Here is a 23,220-nt window from a genome sequence, read left to right as displayed (position 1 = left end):
TTGAAATGAGCGTCGAACCTTTGCTGAAAGTCAGTAATCTCTCGAAGTTTTATGGCAGTCGTCGCGGTTGTGCGGATATCGATTTCTCGCTGTGGCCAGGCGAAGTGCTGGCCATCGTCGGCGAATCCGGTTCGGGCAAGACGACTTTGCTCAACTGTCTGGCGACACGTCTGGAACCGACATCGGGCAGTGTGGAATACCGGATGCGTGATGGCGAGTTCCGTGATCTTTACAAGATCGGAGAGGCTGAACGCCGCTTCCTGATGCGTACCGACTGGGGCTTCGTGCATCAGAATCCTTCGGATGGTCTGCGCATGACCGTTTCGGCGGGTGCTAATGTCGGTGAACGGTTGATGGCTGTTGGCGAGCGCCATTATGGCAATATTCGCAACACGGCAACTGAATGGCTCGGACGTGTCGAAATCGCTGCTGACCGCATCGACGACCAGCCCCGCGCTTTCTCTGGCGGTATGCGTCAGCGTCTCCAGATTGCGCGCAATCTCGTCACGGCTCCGCGTCTTGTTTTTATGGATGAACCGACCGGCGGTCTCGACGTGTCCGTGCAGGCACGCCTTCTCGACCTGCTGCGCGGTCTGGTGAGCGATCTCGGCCTTTCGGTTGTCATCGTGACCCACGATCTCGCAGTGGCGCGTCTTCTGTCCCATCGCATCATGGTCATGAAAGACGGCCATATTGTCGAACAGGGCCTGACTGACCGCGTTCTGGATGACCCGCAAGCGCCTTACACGCAGCTGCTCGTGTCGTCTATTCTGCAGGTTTAGTAAATTAAAACAGATGTTTGCAGCGTGTTGTTCGTAAATTAGCGAAACTTCATGTGAGGTGAAAAATGACACAAGTTAGAACATCCTCTCCGTTGGCCGTGTCGGGTCTGGCGAAGACTTTCACGATGCATTTGCAGGGTGGCATTCAGTTGCCAGTCGTAAGTGGCGTGGACTTCAATCTGGAAGTAGGCGAATGCGCCGTGCTTGGCGGACCTTCCGGTGCTGGTAAGAGCTCCATTCTCAAGATGGTCTATGGCAATTACGCCGTGAATGCAGGTTCAATCCTCATTCGTCACGAAGACCGTATGGTGGATCTGGCAACAGCCGATCCGCGCGAAGTGCTGGCCGTTCGGCGTGATACGATTGGTTATGTCAGCCAGTTCCTGCGCACATTGCCACGCGTGGCGGCAATCGACGTCGTTGCGGAGCCATTGGTGGCTCGCGGTGTTGATCGCGATGCTGCTCGCAATCGTGCAAGCGAATTGCTCGCGCAGCTCAACCTGCCGGAACGGCTCTGGGCATTGCCACCAGCAACCTTCTCCGGCGGTGAGCAGCAGCGCGTGAATATTGCGCGCGGTTTCATCACGGATCATCCGGTGTTGCTGCTTGATGAGCCGACCGCTTCGCTCGATGCCAAAAACAGGGCAGTGGTTGTTGATCTCATCAAGGCCAAGAAGGCGCAAGGTGTCGCAATGCTTGGCATTTTCCACGATGAAGATGTGCGTGAACAGGTTGCTGATCGCATTATCGACGTAACCGCTTTCTCGCCGAGGGCAGCAGCATGACCAAGCTCTCGGTAGAACCACTGGTTCACGAAACGGCTGAAGTAAACGGTAGCAAGCTTGGTCGATATACCGAGATCGGCGCGCGCAGCCGTGTTTCGGAGACTGTGCTGGACGACTATTCCTATCTCGGTATCGATTGCGAAATCTGGTGTGCTGAGATCGGTAAGTTTTCCAATATCGCCAGCCATGTGCGTATCAACGCCACCAATCATCCGACATGGCGTCCGACGTTGCATCATTTCACCTATCGCGCCGGTGATTACTGGCCGGAAGAAAAGGATGAGACGGAGTTCTTTGATTGGCGTCGCGGCAATGCCGTGAAAATCGGTCACGACACATGGCTCGGCCATGGCTCCACCATCTTGCCGGGTGTGACGGTTGGCAATGGTGCGGTTGTCGGTTCCGGAGCTGTCGTGAGCAGGGACGTGGCGCCCTATACAATTGTTGGTGGGGTTCCGGCGCGTCTCATTCGCGAACGCTTCGACGCTGCGACCGGCAATCGTCTGGATCGACTGGCCTGGTGGGACTGGAGCCATGATCGTCTGCGCCAGGCGCTCGATGATTTCCGCGCGCTCGATATCGAAGCATTCCTCTCGAAATATGAAACGGCCGCCAATGCGAATGCGGTCATGAAAGAGCTATCCAATGGCTAATGAAACCGTTCTGAAAAATGCGCAGATCGTGCTTGCTGGTGAGATCGTTTCCGGTTCTATCCTGATCCGTGATGGCAAAATTGCCGCCATCGATCAGGGCAATACCAATGGCGGCGATGACATGGATGGCGATTATGTCATTCCGGGCCTCATCGAGCTGCATACCGATCAGCTGGAAAGCCATTACGCGCCGCGTCCAAAGGTGCGCTGGAATGTCGATGCAGCGGTTCAGGCGCATGATGCACAGGTTGCAGCATCGGGCATCACGACAGTTTTCGATGCGATGCGCGTTGGTTCTGATTATGACCGTGACTTCGTGGGCAAGGATATGCGGATGCTTGCTGACGCCATCGAAAGCGGTGTTCGGGAAAATCGCCTGCGTGCAGACCACTTTCTGCACCTGCGCTGCGAAGTATCCTCAGCAGATTGCCTTGAAACATTCGAGCTTTTCGCAGGTGATGACCGCGTTAAACTCGCTTCGCTGATGGATCATGCACCGGGACAGCGTCAATTCGTTGATCTTAATACGTATCGCACTTATTACATGCGCAAGATGAAGCTCACGGATGAGGAGTTCCGGGTGCATTGTGAGAAGCGTATGGCGGATTCGGACGCCTATTCGGCCAAACATCGTCGCGCCATTGCCGAACTGGCAGCAGCGCGCAGCATCGTGCTGGCCAGCCATGATGATGCGACCAGCGCGCATGTCGATGAATCACTCGACCATGGTGTGCGGATCGCCGAGTTTCCGACCACGATGGAAGCAGCCAGTGCCTCAAAAGGTGCAGGCCTTTCCATTCTGATGGGCGCGCCCAATATTGTGCGCGGTGGCTCGCATTCCGGCAATATCGCTGCACGCGATCTCGTCGATAATGGCAGTCTCGACATTCTGTCCTCGGATTACATTCCGTTCAGCCTCATTCAGTCGGCTTTCGGCCTTGCTTCGGGGGAGCGTCCGATTGCGCTGCCACAGGCTGTCCGCCTCGTAACCAAGAACCCGGCTGATGCCATGGCTATGGATGATCGCGGCGAAATCGCTATCGGAAAGCGTGCCGATTTGGTTCGTGTGCGTCCGAAAGGTGCAATTCCGGTTGTGCGCACTGTCTGGCGCGAAGGCGAACGGGTGCTTTGATGCAGATGCAATCCGATACGCCGAAAGGCTGTTTCGTTGCCGTTGTCGGCCCCAGTGGGGCCGGCAAAGACACGATTATGGATGCAGCGCGTGTGGCTCTTGCGGGCGACACGCGGTTTCATTTTGTGCGCCGGATCATCACGCGTCCGCAAATGCCGGGCACGGAAGATCACGACAGTCTGGATGAAGCAGCATTTACAAAAGCCGCAGGCGAGGGTGCTTTCGCGCTGCACTGGCAGGCGCATGGCCTGAGCTATGGATTGCCGAAATCGCTTGATGATGAAATCGCCGACGGTATCGTGGTGATTGCCAATGTCTCGCGGCGTGTACTTGGCGATATCCGCAGGCTTTATTCGGAACGGTCCGTGGTCGTCATTTCGGCTAGGCCGGAAGTACTCGCAGAGCGGCTTGCATCGCGCGGACGTGAAAGTCGAGAAGAAATCGCTTTGCGACTTAAGCGCGAAGTGAGCTTCGATGACGGTGCAGACGATGTCGTCATAATAGACAATTCGGGTGAAGTCGCTGCTTCCACAGATGCCTTCCTGCGTCACCTGCAGGAAATGAGCATTAAAACAATTGCCTAAATTAAAATCTTAAAGCGGAATGTAAGTTTACACAAACGTCATGGTCCGTTCATTGCAGTGTCATTGAACGGATCAATAGTGAGCATGAATGGAGACGAATTCATGCTTCAACTAAAAAACGTAACGCGCCGCTATAATGATAAGGTGGCGGTTTCGGGTGTTGACCTCGAGATCGAGCCGGGCTCGTTTGTTGGGATTATTGGTCGCTCGGGCGCGGGAAAGTCGACGCTGCTGCGTATGATCAATCGCCTGGTTGAGCCTTCAGAGGGAACAATTCACTGGGATGGTCGCGACGTTACCGGGCTCAAGGGTTCGGGATTGCGCGATTGGCGCGCACAATGCGCGATGATTTTCCAGCATTTCAATCTGGTCGATCGTCTTGATGTTCTAACCAATGTTTTGATGGGGCGTCTCAACTATGTTTCGACGCCTAAGTCGCTCCTGCGTATCTGGAGCGATGAAGAGCGTCTGATCGCTCTTTCGGCGTTGCAGCAATTCGATATTGCGCATCTTGCTGCCCATCGGGCTGATGAGCTTTCGGGTGGTCAGCAGCAGCGCGTGGCCATTGCCCGTGCGCTTGTTCAGCAGCCGCGCATCATTCTCGCAGACGAGCCGATTGCATCGCTCGATCCGCGAAATACCCGCAGCGTCATGGACGCTCTCCGTCGCATCAATCGCGAATATGGCATCACGGTTCTATGCAATCTGCACTCGCTCGATATTGCGCGCAGCTATTGCGACCGCCTCGTCGGCATGTCTGCCGGCAAGATCGTATTCCGCGGCACACCGTCGATGCTGACCGATATGGCATCACGCGACCTTTACGGCATGGAAGCCGATGACGTCATCGATGCCGATGAACAGGCTGAAACAATGCCAATGCCAGTTCCGCAGTCGGCCGAAGCCGTTCTGCGCCAGCTTTCCGCCTGAGCGCACAAAGCTCCGGAAAAAATTACGCTCCAAAATCAGGGATTAACAGGAGATACCTATGCTTAACCGTAGAAACTTTCTGGCGGCTGCTGCGCTTACCGCTACGCTGACCATGCCGATGATGGCTTCCACTGCACAGGCTGCAGACTGGAGCAAGGATTATCCAGAAATCGTTCTGGGCGTGATCCCAGCTGAAAACGCTTCGACCACTTCCGACCGTTATGCGCCTCTGGCAGCTTATCTCGGCAAGGAACTCGGCACGAAGGTTACGCTGCGCGTTGCTAACGACTATGCGGCTGTTATCGAAGGTCAGCGCGCTGGCAACATTCAGATCGCATTCTATGGCCCGGCTTCCTACGCCCGCGCTGTGATGACTGGCGTTGAAACCACTCCGCTCGTCAACCAGCGTCATGACACTGGTGTAAACGGCTATTATTCGGTTGTTTATGTTCGCGCCGACAGCCCGTACCAGAAGATGGATGACCTCAAGGGCAAAGCAATTGCTCTCGTCGATCCTAACTCGACATCGGGCAACAACGCGCCACGCTTCTTCTTGAACCGCGATGGCTATAGCGTCGATACGTTCTTTGGTAAGAACTTCTTTGCTGGCAGCCACGAAAACGCAGTTCTCGCTCTCGCACAGGGCACCGCAGACGCTGCTGCAAACTCCTGGAACTCGGAAGACGATTCCAACCTGACCCGCATGGTCAGCCGCGGCGTTCTCAAGGATGCAAACGGCAAGGCAATGACGAAGGATGATTTCCGCATCATCTTCAAGTCGGACTTCCTTCCAGAAGGCCCATTTGCGGTTCTCAGCACCCTGCCAGATCAGCTCAAGGCTGACATCAAGCAGGCTTTCCTCGACATGCCAACCAAGGACAAGGCCGGCTTTGACGCTCTTTCCGACGGCAAGGATAAGGAATTCGTAGCGACCGAAGCCAAGGAATATGAGCCAATCATCGAGATGCTCAAGTTCAACGACAAGGCTCGCAAGTCTTAATCCGTAGAACAATTGAAGTGCCCGGAACGTAACCCGTTCCGGGCATTTTTATAGGAAAGATCGCATGACGGTATCCTCACTCGACGGCAACGGAGCAAAAAGCCTGCTTGCCGATTATCGGAGAGAAGTCGGCAAACGGCGTCTCTACGGTATCGCGCTCCTCCTTGCGCTCGTCGTTGTCGCCATTGCTGCCTCCGTCGTTGCCGATGTTCGGCCGGGCACTCTGGTCGAAAATCTCTTTCGCTTTACAAGCTATCTTGGCCGCATCCTGCCGGATCTGACGATTGCCAATTTCTGGGGCGATCTCGCTGCCTGGTACTGGAATCTCGGCGGCTGGCTCAAGATGCTGTTTGAGACGCTGCTCATTGCCTATCTGGCAACATTGATCGGCGGCATCATCGCTTTTGCCGCGTCATTTGCGGCGTCATCCAACATGGCTCCCAATTCGACGGTGCGTTTCGTCGTTCGCCGCGGGCTTGAGCTGCTGCGTACGGTTCCCGAAATCGTCTTCGCGCTGCTTTTCGTCATCGCTTTCGGTCTTGGGCCGATGGCTGGTGTGCTGGCGCTGATGCTTCATACAACGGGAGCGCTGGGCAAATTGTTCTCCGAAGTTGTTGAGAACATCGATATGCGTCCGGTGGAAGGCATTCGTGCATCGGGTGGTTCTGGCTTTCAGGTCATCCGCTTCGCCGTGCTTCCGCAAGTCGCCGCAAATTTTGCGTCCTATGGCCTGCTGCGCTTTGAAATCAACGTGCGCGGTGCTTCGGTTATGGGCTTTGTGGGTGCGGGCGGTATCGGGCAGGAACTGCTGACTTCGATCCGCCAGTTCTATTACAGCGATGTCAGTGCCATTCTGCTTCTGATTATCGTGACCATTGTTGCCATCGATCTCATTACACAGCGTATTCGCCATGCGCTTCTGGGCCGTATTGGTTGAGGAGCGTGATCCCGAAAAGTGAGAACCGGTTTTCGGAAAAGATCATGCTCAAACAAAAGAGAGAATTATGACCGATATTGCACAAAGTCTCTCCCGTGAGGCGCACGCGCATGAAAAGGAACTTCGGGCAGAACATGCCGAATTGTTCGGAAGCGCGCGTGCCTGGCGAAATCTGGCGATTTTAACCGTAGCTTTGATTGCTTCCGTCTGGTTCGCTTTCTACTGGCTCGATTTTTCGCTGCTGCGCATTCTCAATGGCCTGGGTCGCCTCGGCGATTTCACGCTTATGATGATGCCGCCTTCGTCCGGTGGGCGTTTCAGCCTTTATCTGTGGTCGATGATGGAAACGCTGGCAATCGCCTATCTCGGCACATTGCTGGCGGCAATTCTTGCTTTCCCATTCGGCTTTCTTGCTGCCAAGAACATTATCCCGAATGTATTCCTGCATTTCGGCATTCGTCGCTTCCTCGATACCATTCGTGGCGTCGATACGCTGATCTGGGCACTGATCTGGGTGTCGGTTGTGGGTCTCGGACCGTTTGCCGGTATTCTCGCAATTGCCTGTTCGGATTTCGGGGCATTCGGCAAGTTGTTCTCGGAAGCCATTGAAGGCGCAGACAAGAAGCCGGTCGAGGGCGTTGTCTCATCGGGCGGGAGCAAACTGCACGGCTATCGCTTCGGCGTGCTGCCGCAGGTTCTGCCGCTGATCGGCAGTCAGGTGCTTTACTTCTTTGAGTCAAATACCCGTTCGGCAACTATCATCGGTATCGTTGGGGCAGGCGGCATCGGCGCGCATCTGGCTGAGCAGATCAAGGTTCTCAATCTTCAGGACGTTTCCTTCCTGATCATCATGATCCTGATCGCCGTCGCTGTTATCGACTGGTTCTCGTCCAAGCTTCGCCACGCGATGATTGGAAAGAAGGCGATGAAATCGGCTTAAAGCACATCCCGAAAACCGCTTCGCACTTTTCGGGATGCGCTCTAACCATTGATGAGTGTCTTAACGCCATCTGCCACAAACTGAACTGCGAGCGCTGCGAGGATCACACCGAGCAGACGGGTCAGAATAGAACGGCCGGTTTCGCCAAGAAACCGGTCGACGCGTTCTGCGAGCAGCAACACGAAGTAGGTAATCAGCAAACAGACGGCTATGACGCCGAGAAGGGCGGCACGGGGACCGATGCCGTCAAAAGAATCTGATGTCAGCACGATAGCCGAAATAGCACCCGGACCTGCGATCAGCGGAATGGCCAGCGGGAATGCCGCGACGTTGCGGATATGGTCCTTGGTAATGGCAACTTCGGCGCTCTTTTCCTTACGCTCGGTTCGCTTTTCGAAAATCATTTCGAAAGCGATCCAGAAGAGAAGCAGGCCACCTGCGACACGGAAGGCGCCGATGCTGATGCCGAACATGCCGAGTATCTGCGCGCCAGCAATCGCAAACAGCGCCATAACGATGAAGCCGATGATGGATGCGCGCAGCGCGACCTGTCCGCGATGGTTGCGATCCATGCCAGGTGTGAGTGCCAGAAACAGCGGCGCGAGACCGGGCGGATCAATGGTGACGAGGAGGGTGACGAAGGCGCTGAAAACCGTATCGTAGAACCCCATGCTAAACTCGCCCCTTTTGTTGGTATTCTTTGCCTGATTTGTGAAACGGATTGTAGCCGATGAGTGGCGCTCGGTCGACGCAAAGCGCACGCTCAGGCAACATCATTGCGCGATCTTTATGTGAATATCTTTCAAGTTATTGATTCGATGAATGAAATTCGCCGGTTGAAATGGCCCCGAAATTGGCGTTTTGTGACGTTTTATTCTATAAAGTGACTTTATCGATTCTGTTGAGAAAGATATCTGAATAGTGTCAGATCAAACACCTCCACCCGGTTCCGAAGATATGGATGGCGGCCCAAGCGGCCCTACAGGTATCGAACCGATTTCCATTATTGAGGAGATGCAGCGCTCCTATCTCGATTACGCAATGAGCGTTATCGTGAGCCGTGCTCTGCCTGATGTGCGCGACGGCTTGAAGCCCGTACATCGCCGTATTCTCCACGCCATGAACGAGATGAACCTCGCTTACAATCGCCCCTACCGAAAGTCGGCAGGTGTGATCGGTGAAGTGATGGGTAAATACCATCCACACGGCGACTCTTCTATTTATGACGCCTTGGTGCGTATGGCGCAGGACTTCTCCTTGCGCGATCCACTTGTGGACGGACAGGGCAATTTCGGTTCCATCGATGGCGATCCGCCAGCGGCGATGCGTTATACCGAATGCCGTCTGGAAAAAGTCACCGAATCTCTTCTGTCGGATATCGACAAGGATACGGTTGATTTTCAGGACAACTATGATGGTCGCGAGCGGGAACCTATGGTTCTGCCTGCCCGCTTTCCAAACCTGCTTGTCAATGGTTCAGGCGGTATTGCGGTTGGTATGGCAACCAATATTCCGCCGCACAATCTTGGCGAAGTCATTGATGGTTGCGTAGCGCTGATCGACAATCCGGCTCTTGAGCTGGAAGAAGTCATGGAAATCATTCCTGGTCCGGATTTCCCGACCGGTGGTATTATCCTTGGGCGTGCCGGCATCAATTCGGCCTACAGCACGGGTCGTGGTTCCGTTATTATGCGTGGTCGCGTGGCGATTGAGCCAATGCGCGGCGACCGTGAAGCTATTATCATCACCGAGATACCGTATCAGGTGAACAAGGCTTCGATGATCGAGAAAATGGCCGAACTGGTGCGCGACAAGCGTATCGAGGGCATTTCTGATCTGCGCGATGAATCGGACCGTGATGGTTATCGCGTTGTCGTCGAGCTCAAGCGCGATGCTGTTGCCGATGTCGTGCTGAACCAGCTTTATCGCTACACGCCGCTGCAGACCTCGTTTGGCTGCAATATGGTGGCGCTGAATGGCGGCAAGCCGGAACAGCTCAATCTTCTCGACATGCTGCGCGCTTTCGTGGCGTTCCGCGAAGAAGTGGTAACGCGCCGCACCAAGTTCCTGCTCAACAAGGCGCGTGATCGCGCGCATGTGTTGGTTGGTCTTGCGATCGCAGTTGCCAATATTGACGAGATTATAGCTCTCATTCGTCGTGCGCCAGATCCGGCAACCGCGCGTGAGCAGTTGATGGAACGTCGTTGGCCTGCCGCCGATGTGGCACCGCTGATCCGTCTTATCGATGATCCGCGTCATGCGATCAACGATGATAACACGTATAACCTCTCGGAAGAGCAGGCGCGTGCTATTCTTGATCTTCGCTTGCAGCGCCTGACAGCACTTGGCCGCGATGAAGTTGCGGACGAGCTGAATAAGATCGGCGAAGAAATCCGCGATTATCTGGAAATTCTTGGCTCGCGCATTCGCGTTATGACAATCGTCAAGGAAGAGATGATTGCTGTTCGTGATGAGTTCGCTACGCCGCGCCGTACCGAGTTTGGTCTTGGCGGCGCCGAAATGGACGATGAAGACCTCATCGCTCGCGAAGATATGGTCGTCACCGTCAGCCATGCCGGTTATATCAAGCGTGTACCGCTGGCGACCTATCGTGCGCAGCGTCGTGGCGGCAAAGGCCGCTCCGGCATGGCAACGAAGGACGAGGATTTCGTAACCCGTCTGTTCGTCGCCAATACGCATACGCCGGTGCTGTTCTTCTCCTCGCGCGGCATCGTCTACAAGGAAAAAGTCTGGCGTCTGCCAGTCGGTAATCCGCAGTCGCGCGGCAAGGCACTCATCAATATGCTGCCATTGCAGCAGGGCGAGCGCATTACCACGATCATGCCGCTGCCGGAGGATGAAGAATCCTGGGCAAACCTCGACGTCATGTTCTCGACCACGCGCGGTACGGTTCGCCGTAACAAGCTGTCGGACTTCGTTCAGGTCAACCGCAACGGCAAGATCGCGATGAAGCTCGAAGACGAGGGCGATGAAATCCTCTCGGTCGATACCTGTACGGAATTCGACGACGTGCTTCTGACCTGTGCTGGTGGCCAGTGCATTCGCTTCCCTGTCACGGATGTTCGCGTCTTTGCTGGTCGTAACTCGATCGGCGTACGCGGTATCAATCTGGCGGAAGGCGATAAGGTCATCTCGATGGCAATTCTGCATCACGTTGATGCAGACGCTTCGCAGCGCGCCGCTTATCTCAAGCGCTCGATTGCTGAACGTCGGGCACAGGGTGCAGACGACGCCGATGATATCGTTGTCGTCGGTGAAGAAGTTGCGGTGGAAGCCGAGCTGAATGAAGAACTCTATCAGGAGTTGAAGGCTCGCGAGCAGACCGTTCTCACGGTTAGTGAGTATGGTTACGGCAAGCGTTCCTCGTCTTATGAGTTCCGCGTTTCTGGCCGTGGCGGTAAGGGTATCCGTGCAACCGATACGTCGAAAACCGACGAAATCGGCAAGCTGGTAGCTCTGTTCCCGGTCGAGGCAAGCGATCAGATCCTGCTGGTTTCCGATGGTGGTCAGCTGATCCGCGTGCCGGTTGGCGGCATTCGTATCGCTGGACGCTCGACCAAGGGTGTCACGATCTTCAATACGGCTGACGGCGAAAAGGTCGTCTCGGTCGAGCGCATTTCGGAAACCGAAAGCGATGAAGAGAATGGCGCTGCCGAGGTTGATGAAACCGCAGCTGAAGGTGATGCACCTGCAGCTGGTGGCGAAGAATAAAGGAAATCCCCTGATGCAAGCAGTATCAGGGGATTTCACATTCCAAATAAAAAGGCCGATGGTTCACCATCGGCCTTTTTCAGATGCCAGGACTGGAGGGAACTGGCGATCTCTGGAAACTCAAAACTGTACTTAATGCGAACTCAGTTTACGCATGGCGCTTAGACTAAAAGCGGCGGGACGTACGCGTTGGCGCTTCGCTTCATTCTCTTCCAGAAGCAAAACAATCGCCGATGCAGCCATTGCTACCATCATGGATAATGCCAGAAGAAATATCATCATCGCGGTATCCTTTCGTTATAGATACGCTTCAGAAGCGAAAAGGTTGCACCAAACTTGCGCCTATCTTGGTAAATCGGTTGTGAACTTCTCGTGAAATCGTTGTTCATATCGCATTCATCTATTTTCTTGGTTTCTGATTTCTTTCAATTGTGGTTGTTGTTGAAAATCTGATTAGAAAAGGCTAGCTGGAAGAAATGACGATCGCGATTTATGCGGGTTCATTCGACCCGGTCACCAATGGCCATATGGATGTTCTGAAAGGCACGCTGCGTCTTGCCGATCAGGTTATCGTCGCTATTGGCGTGCATCCGGGCAAGAAGCCGCTGTTCAGTTTTGAAGAACGTGTCGAGCTTATCAATGCAAGCGCCAAGGCTTTGCTTGGGGCTGACGCGAAGCGCGTTTCCGTGATTTCGTTTGATGCCCTTGTCATTGATGCTGCGCGTAAGCATGGCGCCAAGCTCATGGTGCGTGGTCTGCGCGATGGCACCGATCTCGATTATGAAATGCAGATGGCGGGCATGAATGGAACGATGGCGCCGGAATTGCAAACCGTCTTTCTGCCAGCCGATCCTGCTGTGCGCACGATTACTGCCACATTGGTTCGCCAGATTGCCTCAATGGGAGGCGATATAAAGCCCTTCGTTCCTGCAGCTGTTGCGGCTGCGCTGGAAGCAAAATTCAAATCCTGATTCAGGGAGTTTCTCGATTATGTCATTCGTTCGTTCGGCGCTTGTCGCAGCCAGCATTGTTGCGTTTTCTCAAGGTGCGGCCTTTGCTGCTGACATCCTCAATCTGCAGCTTAAAGACGGCAATGTCGCTATTGAGCTGAGTCCAAACCTTGCGCCAAAGCATGTCGCACAGATTGAAAAGCTGGCTCAGGAAGGCGCTTACAACGGCGTGGCTTTCCATCGCGTGATTCCCGGCTTCATGGCTCAGACCGGTGATGTGAAGTTCGGTAACGTTGACAAGGGCTTCAATGCATCGCGCGTTGGTACCGGTGGTTCTGAACTGCCGAACATTCCGGCTGAATTTTCGCAGGAACCATTTGTGCGTGGCACGGTTGGTATGGCGCGCAGCCAGGACCCGAATTCCGCCAACTCGCAGTTCTTCATCATGTTCAATGACGGCGCATTCCTGAACGGCCAGTACACGGTTGTTGGTAAGGTTGTCAGTGGCATGGACGTGGTTGATAAGATCAAAAAGGGAAGTGAATCCGATAATGGTTCGGTCGAAAGCCCTGACAAGATCATCAAAGCCACGATCGAAAAGAAATGAGTTTTAGAGCGCTTTTCGATCTGATTGAAACAGATCGGCGCTCTAAATATCTGTTCTAACGCGCATCTTATCCGAAAACCGTTTCACACTTTTCGGGATGCGCTCTAAATTCAACACGTATCCCTGTCCCAAAAAATGATTCAAACTTTTGGGGATACGCTCAATAGGAGAGGCCCGATGGCTTACAAAGACCCGGAAAACACGCTCGTTCTTGAAACCACCAAGGGCAATGTCGTTCTCGAACTCTTCCCTGATCTGGCTCCTGGCCATGTCGAACGCATCAAGGAACTGGCACGCGAAGGCGCTTATGACGGCGTTGTGTTCCACCGCGTTATCGACGGCTTCATGGCGCAGACCGGCGACGTGAAGTTCGGCAAGACGGGCGGCGCGCATTTCAATGGCTCGCGTGCTGGTATGGGCGGTTCGGACAAGCCTGACCTCAAGGCTGAATTCTCGAACACCTCGCACAAGCGCGGCACTGCTTCGATGGCTCGTTCGCAGAACCCGAACTCGGCTAATTCGCAGTTCTTCATCTGCTTCACCGACGCTCCATGGCTTGACCGTCAGTACTCCGTATGGGGTCAGGTTATCGAAGGCATGGACAATGTCGACAAGATCAAGCGCGGCGAACCTGTTACCGATCCAGACGTGATCGTAACTGCACGCATCGCTGCAGACATCTAATTCAGTCGTTTCTATAGAAATATAGCGGCTCCGGTTTTGCCGGGGCCGCTCTTGCTTTGATGCATTTCTGAAATTTGAAATGCTCTGATGAGGTTTATGATGCGTGTTGATCTTTTCGATTTCGATTTGCCGGAAGAGAGCATTGCTCTGCGTCCAGCCGAACCGCGCGACCACGCCAAGCTTTTGCGCGTGCGTCCCGGTCAGCCATTCGAAGATCGACAGGTATTCGAGCTGCCTGATCTGTTGCAGCCGGGCGATGCGCTCGTTTTCAACGATACAAAAGTCATTCCTGCACAACTTGAAGGTATGCGCGAGCGCGATGGCAATATTTCGCAGGTGAGTGCGACGCTTCACATGCGTACCGGCCCTGATCGCTGGAAGGCATTCCTGCGTCCTGCCAAGCGCGTGAAGGAAGGCGACCGCATCCGTTTCGGTCATTCCGGTTCAAGCTGCTTCCTCGGAACACTCGACGCAACCGTTGCCGAAAAGGGTGACGCTGGCGAAGTTCTGCTGGTGTTCGACCTCTCTGGCGCAATGCTGGATGAAGCAATTGCTTCGGTCGGCCATATTCCTTTGCCGCCTTATATCGCATCCAAGCGCGCAGAAGATGAGCGCGACCGCAGCGATTATCAGACTGTTTATGCGCGTGAGGAAGGGGCTGTTGCAGCCCCGACTGCAGGGCTGCATTTCACACCCGATCTGCTCAAAAAAATCCGTGATCGTGGCATCGAAGAACATTTCGTGACGCTGCATGTAGGGGCGGGCACATTTCTGCCCGTCAAAGCCGACGATACGACGGACCACAAGATGCATTCGGAGATCGGATACGTTTCCCAGGAAACTGCGGATGCGTTGAATGCCGTTCATGCCCGAGGTGGCCGGGTGATCTGTGTCGGCACAACATCGCTGCGCCTGATTGAGAGCGCTGCCGGTGAAGATGGCATCATTCGCCCATGGGCGGGTCCGACCGATATTTTCATCACACCGGGCTATAAGTTCCGTGCAGTCGATCTGCTGATGACTAATTTCCATCTGCCGCGCTCGACGCTCTTCATGCTTGTTTCGGCCTTTAGTGGCTTTGAGACGATGCAGGACGCTTATAAGCGCGCAATCGAGACAGGCTACCGCTTCTATTCCTATGGAGATTCCAGTCTTCTTGAGAGGAAATGAAACGGTTCCCTTTTTCGGCATAATTCATTAGAGACACGGCATGACCAGCGAAAATTTTGAATTCAAAGTGCTTGCGCGTGATGGCGCAGCCCGTCAGGGCGAAATTTCCATGCCGCGCGGCGTGGTGCGTACGCCTGCCTTCATGCCAGTTGGCACAGCCGGAACCGTCAAGGCCATGTATATGGATCAGGTGAAGGATTTGGGCGCCGACATCATTCTCGGCAACACCTATCATCTGATGCTGCGTCCGGGTGCGGAACGCGTTGCTCGTCTTGGTGGTCTGCATGAATTCGGCGGCTGGAAAGGCCCAATTCTGACCGATTCCGGCGGCTTTCAGGTCATGTCGCTCGCGCAGCTCCGCAAGCTTAACGAAAACGGTGTGACTTTCCGCTCGCATATCGACGGCAAGCCTTATGAAATGACGCCGGAGCGTTCCATCGAAATTCAGGGGCTGCTTGATAGCGATATTCAGATGCAGCTCGATGAATGCGTGGCGCTGCCATCGCCTGAAAAGAACACCGAGCGCGCAATGGAATTGTCGCTGCGCTGGGCAGAACGCTGCAAGGTGGCGTTTGGCACACAAGCTGGAAAGGCGATGTTCGGCATCGTGCAGGGCGGTGACAATGCGCGCCTGCGTGAGCGCTCGGCTGAAGCATTGAAGGCTATGGACCTCAAAGGCTATTCCGTTGGTGGTCTGGCGGTTGGTGAGCCGCAGAACGTCATGCTCGAGATGCTCGAAGTGGTTTGCCCGATCCTGCCTACAGAAAAGCCACGCTATCTGATGGGCGTCGGCACGCCGGATGATATTTTGAAATCGGTCGCCCGCGGTATCGACATGTTCGATTGCGTGATGCCAACGCGTGCTGGCCGTCATGGTCTGGCGTTCACGCGCTTTGGCAAGGTGAACCTGCGCAATGCGCGTCATGCCGATGATCATCGTCCGCTTGATCCAGAATCAAACTGCCCGGCGACGCGTGATTACAGCCGCGCCTATCTGCATCATCTGGTCAAATCGGGTGAAGCACTGGGCGGGATGCTGCTGACATGGAACAATCTGGCCTATTACCAGTATCTCATGCAGGGCATTCGGGCGGCAATCGCTGAAGGTCGTTTTGAAGACTTCGCGGCTGAAACGACGGCCGGATGGGAGAGGGGCGATATACCAGCCCTTTGATTTTTCATCTCTATTAGAGTTTTAAAACGCGCCTTTAAGGCGCGTTTTTTGTATCTATTACAGCGGCTCCAGTTAAAAATGAATCGTTGGAACCGCTGTAACTGTTTGTTTTTACGCATTATCCGACGCAAAACTGCTTCGCATTTTTGCTGGAAATGTTATAAACCTATCCGGCTTCGAGCAGCTTTTCCAGACGACAGATAACGGAATGGCGCTCTTCTTCGCTTACGATGTCACAATCAAGCAAGCGGCCGCATTCAAGTCCGGAAAGCGCAAGATAAGTAATCAAAACGAGATTGGAGTCGGAAGCGTCTTTTAGCATCCGATCAAGTACGGCCCGGTGATAATGTCTGACCGGGATCATGAAATCCGGGTTCTCGACCAGCGCAGCAAGAATTCCGCTGGCTGGGGGCTCATCGTCAGCCTGAACGCGATAAACATCAAAAAAAGCACGTGCGACACGGTTTTTATCTCCGCTCTGCAGGCGTTCCTGAACCTCCATCGCACGTTCATGCTCTTTCATATACTCTTCGACCACGCCCTCAAGCAGCTTTGCTTTCGTTGGAAACGAGTAAAGCAATCCTCCTTTTGAGAGGCCCGCGCGGGCGGCAACCGCGTCGAGAGATATATGTGCTGGTCCGACCTCTTGGGCGAGTTCCACTGCTGCGCGCAAAATGCGCTCTCGCGAAGAGACCTTATTCTTTGTGTGCAATTCCTATGGTCTCCTGACAGTTCGATAGTTGACAATACCGTCCAGACGGTACAGTTATTTTCATCTGATATTCAAGTAAAATACGTGCGACCAAATTGTGAGGAACATAAAGGAAGCACGCCAACGACACCCTGGAGTGCATCCGCAATGATCAAACGCCTCATTCTGGCAATAATTTTTCTCGTGATCGTCGTGGGGGGGCTCGTTGGTTTCAACCTGTTCAGAACGCAGGCGATCAAGGATTTCTTCGCGAATATGCAGCAGCCTGCCAAGACGGTTTCGACTGTCACGCTTGAGCCGGGCGTCTGGACTCCAGGCATTGAAGCGATTGGTTCTGCCAATGCAATCAATGGTGTCGATCTGACAGTTCAGGTCAATGGTATCGTTGATAAAATCGAATTCACCGCCAATCAGGAAGTAAAGAAGGGCACTGTCCTTCTTCAGCTGGAAAACAGCATTGAGACTGCCGATCTGGTGGCTGCTCAGGCTGAAGCTGTGCTTGCTGATCAGAACCTGAAGCGCGCTGAAACCTTGCGCACGCGTGGCGTGGGTGCAGTTTCTGACGTTGACACAACAGCTGCTGCTGCCAGCGCCAAGAAGGCCGCTGTTGCCAAGATGCAGGCAGTGCTTGATCAGAAGACCGTAACGGCGCCATTTGACGGTGTTATCGGTATTTCCAAGGTCGATCTCGGTCAGTACCTGACGCCGGGCACCGTTATCGGCACTTTGCAGGAAACCGACAAGATGCGTATCGACTTCTCTGTACCGGAGCAGTCGCTTTCTTCCCTGAAGCTTGGACAGCCTGTGAAGGTCGGACCAAACATGGACGCCCTGAAATATAACGGCACGATTGTTGGTATTGATCCGAAGATCGACCCTGCAAGCCGTCTGGTCTCCGTGCGTGCAGAAGTGCAGAATGATGAACCACGTCTGACGCCTGGTCAGTTCGTTCAGGTTCGCGTTGAGCTTCCACAGGAAGACAATATTCTGGCTTTGCCACAAACAACAATCGTGACAAGCCTTTACGGTGACTATGTTTATGCTGTTCGTCCCGAGCAGCCAAAAGAAGGCGAAAAAGCTCCTGAAGGACAGGCTGCAAAGCAGGTCGCGCAGCAGGTTTTCGTCAAGGTTGGTCGTCGTTATGGCGGCGTTGCTGAAATCACCGATGGCCTGAAGGCTGGTGATATCGTGATCACTGCAGGTCAGAACCGGCTTTCGCCGGGTGCTGCTGTTACGATCGACAACACAGTCAATCCGCTGCCTGCGGCTGACAAGTAATAGGCGAGCAAGATGAGTTTTTCCGATATTTTCATCCGGCGACCCGTACTTGCTACCGTGGTCGCTCTCATGATCATTCTCCTTGGCCTTCAGGGTATCGCGCAGCTTTCGGTGCGTGAATATCCAAAGGTCGATGAAACCGTTATTACCGTCACCACTGCTTATGCGGGTGCGAGTGCGGAGCTTATTCAGGGCTTTATCACATCGCCAATCGCGGAATCCGTGGCGACCACTGAAAACATCGATTACGTCACTTCATCCAGCCGTCCATCGTCGAGCACGGTGACGGTGCAGATGAAGCTTGGCGCAAATCCTGATGCGGCACTGACCGAGGTGATTGCAAAGGTTAATCAGGTTCGCGGCAATCTGCCGTCTGAATCTGATGACCCTGTAATCGTCAAGGGAACGGGCCAGAGCTTTGCTACCATGTATCTGGCAGCACAGAACCCGAACATGACGAGCGAGCAGATTACGGAATATCTGGAACGCGTCATGCAGCCGCGCATCTCCACGGTGCAGGGTGTGGCTAAGGCCGAAATTCTGGGTGGTCAGGTCTATTCGATGCGCGTGTGGCTTGATCCAATTCAGCTCGCCGCACGCCAGATCACCGCACCGGAAGTTCTGGCTGCGATCAATGCGTCGAACTTCCTGTCGGCACCGGGTACGACCAAAAACCAGTTTGTTGCCTCTTCGATTACACTTGAATCGACCTTGCAGACACCGGAAGCTTTCGGTGCGATGCCGATCAAGACTTCCGGCGATGAAGTCGTTCGTCTGCGCGATGTTGCCAAGGTGGAACTGGCGGCGAAAAGCAAGGACACGATCGTTTCGTTCAATGGTTCTGCGGGTACATTCCTTGCAATCTACCCAACGCCTTCAGCGAACCCTATCGATGTTGCGACAGCGTTCAGGAAAGAACTCCCGGCCATTCAGGCATCCTTGCCTGAAGGCATGACGCTTGATCTGGTCTATGATGCGACCGAACAGATCAGCTCATCGATCAACGAAGTGTTCACGACCATCGGCGAAGCAGTCGCTATCGTTATTCTGGTCATTATCGTGTTCCTGGGTTCGTTCCGGTCGGTGCTTATCCCGATTGTAACAATCCCGATTTCGCTGATTGGCGTCTGTTTCTTCCTGTATATTCTGGGCTTCTCAATCAACCTTCTGTCACTTCTGGCAATGGTTCTGGCGATTGGTCTGGTGGTGGATGACGCCATCGTGGTTCTGGAGAACATTCACCGACATATCGAAGAGGGATTGCGTCCTATGGATGCGGCCTTCAAGGGTATGAAGGAAATCACAGGCTCCATTATCGCGATGACGATCACGCTGGCTGCGGTGTTTGCGCCTCTCGGATTTACGGGTGGTTTGACCGGATCGCTGTTCCGCGAGTTTGCCTTCACGCTTGCAGGTGCGGTTATCATTTCCGGCGTTGCCGCTTTGACAATCTCGCCGATGATGTGCGCGCGTATGTTGAAACATGGCGAGGCATCGCGCTTCCAGAAGTTCATTGATACGAACTTCAAGAAGCTCGAAAAGGGATATCATCGTCTGGTATCGGGGTCGCTTAATTATCGCCCGATTACGCTGATGATCGTTATTGCTCTGGTTGGTCTCACAGGCTTCCTGTTTGTGAACACATCGAGCGAACTGGCACCGGAAGAAGATTCAGGCGCATTGTTCTCGATGTTCCAGGCTCCGCAATATGCAACCTCTGCCTATACCAACCTCTATGCCGAGCAGATCGATGGTCTGACCAAGGATTTGCCGGAACTCGACACACGCTTCCAGATTGTCGGCATGGACGGTGGCACAACCTCCGGTATCGCCCTCTGGGTGCTGAAGGACTGGTCTGAGCGCACGCGTTCGCAGAAGCAGATTCAGGAAGACCTGACTGCCCGACTGACCAAGGTTGCCGGCGTTGACGCTTTCATCTTTGCGCCTCCGTCGCTGCCGGGTGCTGGTGGTGGCTTGCCGATTTCGATTGCTCTTCAGTCGACCGGACCGTCAAGTCAGGTGTTCGAGCTTGCTGAGGAAATCAAAAACGAAGCACAGGCGACTGGCCAGTTCATTATCGTTCAGAACTCCATGTCCTATAATGCGCCGCAGACCACCATCACAATTGATCGTGACCGGGCTGCAACGCTGGGTGTGCAGGTGAGTGATATTGGCTCGACGCTTGGTCTTCTGACCGGTGGTGCAAAGATTGCTCAGTTCGACCGCGATTCAAACAGCTATGACATCATCAGTCAGGTGCCGGACATCTATCGTTCCAATCCTGAAAAGCTCGGTGATTTCTATGTTCGCAGTGTTTCGGGCGAGATGGTTCCTCTGTCTTCTGTCATTCAGATCAAGACGAACTCTTCGCCTGCCGCTATCGAGCAGTTCAACCAGCTGAATTCGGCAACGATTTCCGCTCTGCCAATGCCGAGTGTCACCACAGGTCAGGGCCTGCAAACACTCGTCAATCTGGCGCAGCAGAAGATGCCGGAAGGCTTCTTCCTTGACTATTCCGGTCAGTCGCGTCTGGAAGTCGAGCAGGGCAACACGATCATGATCGCCTTCGGCCTTGCCGTTATCGTGATCTATCTGGTGCTTGCGGCGCAGTTCGAAAGCTTCCGCGATCCGTTCATCATCATGATGTCGGTTCCGCTTTCGATCTTCGGTGCTATCGTTCCGCTGAACTTGGGACTTGGCACGCTCAACATCTATACGCAGGTTGGTATGATTACCCTTGTCGGGTTGATAACCAAGCACGGTATTTTGATGGTGGAGTTTGCCAATCAGCAGCGTCGCCTGCATGGTCATTCGCGTCGTGAGGCCATCATCCTCTCGGCAGAAACCCGCCTGCGTCCGATTCTGATGACCACGGCTGCAATGGCGCTTGGCGTTGTCCCGCTCATCATCGCAAGTGGTGCGGGTGCGGCGGCTCGTTACTCGATGGGTCTGGTGATCTTCACCGGTATCACCATTGGTACAGTCTTCACGCTCTTCGTGGTTCCGATGTTCTATACGTTCATTGCAAAGAAAGATGTTGAGGGTGAATTCGTTCCTGAAAAGGAAGAGGGCGGACAGCCTGCTCCTGTACCGCATCACTGAAACTTGTATTGAATAATAAGACGAAGGGCGGCCACATGTGGGCCGCCCTTTTTCTTGGGATCATTTGTATTCCAACTCTTAATTACCATATGAGCAGGCATGATACCTTTATCCGTACTCGATCTCTCACCCGTCCCTGAAGGCAGCGATGCAGGACAGTCTCTGCGCAACACGCTCGAATTGGCCCAGCAGGCTGAAAAACTGGGCTTTACGCGCTATTGGCTGGCCGAGCATCACAACATGCCCGGTATTGCCAGTGCGGCTACCTCGGTCGTTATCGGCCATGTGGCAGCGGGCACGTCCACCATTCGCGTTGGTGCGGGCGGCATCATGTTGCCGAACCATTCGCCATTGGTGATCGCCGAACAGTTCGGCACACTGGCTTCGCTGTTTCCGGGGCGTATCGATCTGGGCCTTGGTCGTGCGCCCGGCACCGATCAGATGACAGCTCATGCGCTTCGCCGGAATCTGGAAAGCAGCGCCAATGATTTTCCGCGTGATGTCGTGGAGCTTCTCAATTATTTCAAGCCGGCCGATCCTGCACAGCGCGTTCAGGCCGTGCCGGGCGCGGGGCTGAATGTCCCGGCCTGGATTCTCGGTTCGAGCCTGTTTGGCGCGCAACTGGCTGCGATGCTGGGACTGCCATATGGCTTCGCCTCCCATTTCGCACCGGCTGACATGGAACGCGCTGTAGAGCTTTATCGCGAACGATTTGAGCCGTCCGAATATTTGCAGAAGCCTTATGTCATGCTTGGGCTTAACGTCATTGCAGCGGATACGGATGAAGAAGCACATCATCTGTTCACGTCGCAATTGCAGGCATTTGTGAACTTGCGCAGCGGCCGTCCGGGCAAGTTGCCAGCGCCCGTTGTGGGCTATCAGGAGCAGCTTGATCCTTCCGCACAGGCACTGGTTCGCCAGATGCTATCATGTCGTGTGGTGGGCGGTCCTGAAACCGTCGACAAGGGCATTCGCGAATTTGCCGAACGCACTGGTGCGGACGAATTGATGGTGACGGGCATGATCTATGACCATCAGAAGCGTCTTCGTTCTTATGAGATCGTCAGCAACTCGATGGCGTGAGGATCGAACTCGCGATTGACCTCAGTAAGAAGCCAATCGCGAAAAGCTTTGACCGCAGGCGTATTTGCACGCGCCTGCGGTGTCACAAAGTAATAGCTGCTCGGGCTTTTGACAGTGTGCTGATAGGCCACCACAAGCTGCCCGCTTTCAATTTCCGCACTGATCAAAAATAGCGGCATCAGTGCAATCCCAAGACCTGCGACACAAGCCTGAGAAACATTTGAGAACTGCTCAAAGCGCATTCCGCCCGCAACAGGTGCTGCAATGTCGAGGCTTTTGAACCAGTGGCTCCATGCGCCGGGGCGTGATGCCATGTTGAAAAGCGGCAGGCGCAACAGGTCATTCGGCTCGGTGATGGCGTGCTGTTTCAGAAAAGCTGGACTGCAAACAGGCGCAACCGTTTCCTCCATCAGAAATGTGCAATCGGCATTCGGCCAGTCCGGTTGGCCAATATGGATTGCCGCATCAAGGCCCTCGCGTTCAAAGTCGAACTGGCCAATGCGGGTGGCAAAATTCAGAATAATATCCGGATATTGCGCGACGAAACGCGGAATTCTCGGGATCAGCCAGCGGGTGCCGAAGGTCGGTAGAAATGCAAGATTGAGCGTTGTCCCACGCATTTGCGACATGACCTGCAATGAGGCCGCGCGAATGGAGGCAAGGGCAGGGCTGATCCCACTCAGATAGGCACGTCCGGCATCGGTCAGTAAAACATGGCGGCTGGTGCGGTCAAACAGAGCAGCGCCAAGCTGTTCTTCCAATGCTGCTATTTGACGGCTGACAGCCCCTTGCGTCAGAGACAGCTCTTCCGCCGCACTCGAAAAGCTCTCGTGTCGCGCCACTGCATCAAAGGCAGCAAGCGCGCTTGTCGAAGGAAGCAGGCGTCTCGATAGTGATGTCATCATCTATTACTAAACGGAATAGATCGATGAGTAAACGTTCATTGCATGATTCCGCTTTTCCGGTCACATTTGGGCACCTGAAT

At 54.2% G+C, this 23,220-nt stretch carries 22 protein-coding genes; 18 read left to right on the top strand and 4 right to left on the bottom strand.

Features of this window, described 5'->3' with window-relative positions:
* The first annotated feature begins 5 nt into the window (after positions 1–5).
* From phnK to phnE (ABWV94_RS03180), 9 genes are all read left to right on the top strand, one after another.
* Positions 6–782 (top strand): phosphonate C-P lyase system protein PhnK, encoded by a 777-nt coding sequence (gene phnK, locus ABWV94_RS03220; RefSeq protein WP_007875095.1) that lies wholly within the window; start codon positions 6–8, stop codon positions 780–782.
* Between the two features lie 65 nt (positions 783–847).
* Complete coding sequence (gene phnL / locus ABWV94_RS03215) at positions 848–1,567, top strand: phosphonate C-P lyase system protein PhnL (protein WP_113498451.1); 720 nt, start codon at positions 848–850, stop codon at positions 1,565–1,567.
* Positions 1,564–2,220 (top strand): DapH/DapD/GlmU-related protein, encoded by a 657-nt coding sequence (locus ABWV94_RS03210; protein WP_113498449.1) that lies wholly within the window; start codon positions 1,564–1,566, stop codon positions 2,218–2,220. The genes phnL and ABWV94_RS03210 overlap by 4 nt, the downstream gene beginning before the upstream one ends.
* A complete protein-coding gene (locus ABWV94_RS03205; RefSeq protein ID WP_113498447.1) occupies positions 2,213–3,352 on the top strand; it encodes an alpha-D-ribose 1-methylphosphonate 5-triphosphate diphosphatase in 1,140 nt (379 codons plus the stop codon). The genes ABWV94_RS03210 and ABWV94_RS03205 overlap by 8 nt, the downstream gene beginning before the upstream one ends.
* Positions 3,353–3,357: 5 nt before the next feature.
* Positions 3,358–3,936 carry a phosphonate metabolism protein/1,5-bisphosphokinase (PRPP-forming) PhnN gene (gene phnN, locus ABWV94_RS03200; RefSeq protein ID WP_007875085.1) on the top strand — a complete coding sequence of 193 codons (579 nt, stop codon included), beginning with the start codon at positions 3,358–3,360 and terminating at the stop codon, positions 3,934–3,936.
* 102 nt (positions 3,937–4,038) lie between these two features.
* The gene (gene phnC, locus ABWV94_RS03195; protein WP_064320649.1) at positions 4,039–4,866 is read left to right on the top strand and encodes a phosphonate ABC transporter ATP-binding protein; all 828 of its coding nucleotides are present in this window, start codon (positions 4,039–4,041) and stop codon (positions 4,864–4,866) included.
* Positions 4,867–4,924: 58 nt separating this feature from the next.
* On the top strand, positions 4,925–5,866 hold the full coding sequence (phnD, locus tag ABWV94_RS03190; protein WP_007875077.1) for a phosphonate ABC transporter substrate-binding protein: 942 nt from the start codon (positions 4,925–4,927) through the stop codon (positions 5,864–5,866).
* 64 nt (positions 5,867–5,930) lie between these two features.
* Positions 5,931–6,803, top strand: coding sequence for a phosphonate ABC transporter, permease protein PhnE (gene phnE / locus ABWV94_RS03185; protein WP_024897149.1), 873 nt, complete (start codon positions 5,931–5,933; stop codon positions 6,801–6,803).
* Positions 6,804–6,870: 67 nt separating this feature from the next.
* Positions 6,871–7,743, top strand: a complete 873-nt coding sequence (phnE, locus tag ABWV94_RS03180; protein ID WP_113498445.1) for a phosphonate ABC transporter, permease protein PhnE — start codon at positions 6,871–6,873, stop codon at positions 7,741–7,743.
* A gap of 41 nt (positions 7,744–7,784) precedes the next feature.
* Here the strand turns inward: phnE (ABWV94_RS03180) and ABWV94_RS03175 are convergent, their stop codons facing one another.
* Positions 7,785–8,414, bottom strand: a complete 630-nt coding sequence (locus tag ABWV94_RS03175; RefSeq protein ID WP_113498443.1) for a MarC family protein — start codon at positions 8,412–8,414, stop codon at positions 7,785–7,787.
* A gap of 286 nt (positions 8,415–8,700) precedes the next feature.
* On the opposite strand from ABWV94_RS03175, the gene gyrA reads away from it, so the two are divergent.
* Positions 8,701–11,475 (top strand): DNA gyrase subunit A, encoded by a 2,775-nt coding sequence (gyrA, locus tag ABWV94_RS03170; protein ID WP_113498441.1) that lies wholly within the window; start codon positions 8,701–8,703, stop codon positions 11,473–11,475.
* 132 nt (positions 11,476–11,607) lie between these two features.
* Here the strand turns inward: gyrA and ABWV94_RS03165 are convergent, their stop codons facing one another.
* Complete coding sequence (locus ABWV94_RS03165) at positions 11,608–11,757, bottom strand: hypothetical protein (protein WP_007875068.1); 150 nt, start codon at positions 11,755–11,757, stop codon at positions 11,608–11,610.
* A gap of 194 nt (positions 11,758–11,951) precedes the next feature.
* Here ABWV94_RS03165 and coaD point away from each other — a divergent pair, with 194 nt between their 5' ends.
* From coaD to tgt, 5 genes are all read left to right on the top strand, one after another.
* A complete protein-coding gene (gene coaD / locus ABWV94_RS03160; protein ID WP_007875067.1) occupies positions 11,952–12,446 on the top strand; it encodes a pantetheine-phosphate adenylyltransferase in 495 nt (164 codons plus the stop codon).
* A 19-nt stretch (positions 12,447–12,465) separates the two neighbouring features.
* Positions 12,466–13,032 (top strand): peptidylprolyl isomerase, encoded by a 567-nt coding sequence (locus ABWV94_RS03155; protein WP_007875066.1) that lies wholly within the window; start codon positions 12,466–12,468, stop codon positions 13,030–13,032.
* A gap of 177 nt (positions 13,033–13,209) precedes the next feature.
* Positions 13,210–13,716 (top strand): peptidylprolyl isomerase, encoded by a 507-nt coding sequence (locus tag ABWV94_RS03150; RefSeq protein ID WP_007875065.1) that lies wholly within the window; start codon positions 13,210–13,212, stop codon positions 13,714–13,716.
* Positions 13,717–13,815: 99 nt separating this feature from the next.
* Positions 13,816–14,886 carry a tRNA preQ1(34) S-adenosylmethionine ribosyltransferase-isomerase QueA gene (gene queA / locus ABWV94_RS03145; protein ID WP_079211926.1) on the top strand — a complete coding sequence of 357 codons (1,071 nt, stop codon included), beginning with the start codon at positions 13,816–13,818 and terminating at the stop codon, positions 14,884–14,886.
* 40 nt (positions 14,887–14,926) lie between these two features.
* Positions 14,927–16,060, top strand: coding sequence for a tRNA guanosine(34) transglycosylase Tgt (gene tgt / locus ABWV94_RS03140; protein ID WP_024897156.1), 1,134 nt, complete (start codon positions 14,927–14,929; stop codon positions 16,058–16,060).
* A gap of 166 nt (positions 16,061–16,226) precedes the next feature.
* Here tgt and ABWV94_RS03135 read toward each other — a convergent pair whose 3' ends face one another.
* Entirely contained in the window at positions 16,227–16,772 is a 546-nt protein-coding gene (locus ABWV94_RS03135) for a TetR/AcrR family transcriptional regulator (protein WP_007875056.1), read from the bottom strand.
* A 147-nt stretch (positions 16,773–16,919) separates the two neighbouring features.
* Here ABWV94_RS03135 and ABWV94_RS03130 point away from each other — a divergent pair, with 147 nt between their 5' ends.
* The 3 genes from ABWV94_RS03130 to ABWV94_RS03120 all read left to right on the top strand — a co-directional run bounded on the left by ABWV94_RS03130 (position 16,920) and on the right by ABWV94_RS03120 (position 22,235).
* Positions 16,920–18,050, top strand: coding sequence for an efflux RND transporter periplasmic adaptor subunit (locus ABWV94_RS03130; protein WP_007875055.1), 1,131 nt, complete (start codon positions 16,920–16,922; stop codon positions 18,048–18,050).
* Positions 18,051–18,062: 12 nt separating this feature from the next.
* A complete protein-coding gene (locus ABWV94_RS03125) occupies positions 18,063–21,152 on the top strand; it encodes an efflux RND transporter permease subunit (RefSeq protein WP_112812770.1) in 3,090 nt (1,029 codons plus the stop codon).
* A 99-nt stretch (positions 21,153–21,251) separates the two neighbouring features.
* Complete coding sequence (locus ABWV94_RS03120; protein ID WP_113498437.1) at positions 21,252–22,235, top strand: LLM class flavin-dependent oxidoreductase; 984 nt, start codon at positions 21,252–21,254, stop codon at positions 22,233–22,235.
* Here ABWV94_RS03120 and ABWV94_RS03115 read toward each other — a convergent pair.
* Entirely contained in the window at positions 22,205–23,137 is a 933-nt protein-coding gene (locus ABWV94_RS03115) for a LysR family transcriptional regulator (protein ID WP_007875052.1), read from the bottom strand. The genes ABWV94_RS03120 and ABWV94_RS03115 overlap by 31 nt on opposite strands.
* Positions 23,138–23,220 lie beyond the last annotated feature (83 nt).

This window comes from Brucella sp. NBRC 12953 (assembly GCF_040369775.1).
Lineage (GTDB): Bacteria > Pseudomonadota > Alphaproteobacteria > Rhizobiales > Rhizobiaceae > Brucella > Brucella pseudogrignonensis.
Note: the sequence above shows the minus strand (reverse complement) of the source record. Positions and strands in the feature narration are given on the sequence as shown.

What these genes read in the sequence shown, in the direction of transcription:
- phnD (WP_007875077.1), top strand. Translation starts at nt 4,925, where the DNA reads ATGCTTAACCGTAGAAACTTTCTGGCGGCTGCTGCGCTTACCGCTACG.
- ABWV94_RS03175 (WP_113498443.1), bottom strand. Translation starts at nt 8,414, where the DNA reads ATGGGGTTCTACGATACGGTTTTCAGCGCCTTCGTCACCCTCCTCGTC.
- ABWV94_RS03120 (WP_113498437.1), top strand. Translation starts at nt 21,252, where the DNA reads ATGATACCTTTATCCGTACTCGATCTCTCACCCGTCCCTGAAGGCAGC.
- ABWV94_RS03165 (WP_007875068.1), bottom strand. Translation starts at nt 11,757, where the DNA reads ATGATGATATTTCTTCTGGCATTATCCATGATGGTAGCAATGGCTGCA.
- phnL (WP_113498451.1), top strand. Translation starts at nt 848, where the DNA reads ATGACACAAGTTAGAACATCCTCTCCGTTGGCCGTGTCGGGTCTGGCG.
- phnC (WP_064320649.1), top strand. Translation starts at nt 4,039, where the DNA reads ATGCTTCAACTAAAAAACGTAACGCGCCGCTATAATGATAAGGTGGCG.
- ABWV94_RS03130 (WP_007875055.1), top strand. Translation starts at nt 16,920, where the DNA reads ATGATCAAACGCCTCATTCTGGCAATAATTTTTCTCGTGATCGTCGTG.
- phnK (WP_007875095.1), top strand. Translation starts at nt 6, where the DNA reads ATGAGCGTCGAACCTTTGCTGAAAGTCAGTAATCTCTCGAAGTTTTAT.
- gyrA (WP_113498441.1), top strand. Translation starts at nt 8,701, where the DNA reads ATGGATGGCGGCCCAAGCGGCCCTACAGGTATCGAACCGATTTCCATT.
- ABWV94_RS03125 (WP_112812770.1), top strand. Translation starts at nt 18,063, where the DNA reads ATGAGTTTTTCCGATATTTTCATCCGGCGACCCGTACTTGCTACCGTG.
- ABWV94_RS03210 (WP_113498449.1), top strand. Translation starts at nt 1,564, where the DNA reads ATGACCAAGCTCTCGGTAGAACCACTGGTTCACGAAACGGCTGAAGTA.
- ABWV94_RS03115 (WP_007875052.1), bottom strand. Translation starts at nt 23,137, where the DNA reads ATGACATCACTATCGAGACGCCTGCTTCCTTCGACAAGCGCGCTTGCT.
- ABWV94_RS03205 (WP_113498447.1), top strand. Translation starts at nt 2,213, where the DNA reads ATGGCTAATGAAACCGTTCTGAAAAATGCGCAGATCGTGCTTGCTGGT.
- phnE (WP_024897149.1), top strand. Translation starts at nt 5,931, where the DNA reads ATGACGGTATCCTCACTCGACGGCAACGGAGCAAAAAGCCTGCTTGCC.
- phnE (WP_113498445.1), top strand. Translation starts at nt 6,871, where the DNA reads ATGACCGATATTGCACAAAGTCTCTCCCGTGAGGCGCACGCGCATGAA.
- tgt (WP_024897156.1), top strand. Translation starts at nt 14,927, where the DNA reads ATGACCAGCGAAAATTTTGAATTCAAAGTGCTTGCGCGTGATGGCGCA.
- coaD (WP_007875067.1), top strand. Translation starts at nt 11,952, where the DNA reads ATGACGATCGCGATTTATGCGGGTTCATTCGACCCGGTCACCAATGGC.
- ABWV94_RS03150 (WP_007875065.1), top strand. Translation starts at nt 13,210, where the DNA reads ATGGCTTACAAAGACCCGGAAAACACGCTCGTTCTTGAAACCACCAAG.
- phnN (WP_007875085.1), top strand. Translation starts at nt 3,358, where the DNA reads ATGCAATCCGATACGCCGAAAGGCTGTTTCGTTGCCGTTGTCGGCCCC.
- queA (WP_079211926.1), top strand. Translation starts at nt 13,816, where the DNA reads ATGCGTGTTGATCTTTTCGATTTCGATTTGCCGGAAGAGAGCATTGCT.
- ABWV94_RS03155 (WP_007875066.1), top strand. Translation starts at nt 12,466, where the DNA reads ATGTCATTCGTTCGTTCGGCGCTTGTCGCAGCCAGCATTGTTGCGTTT.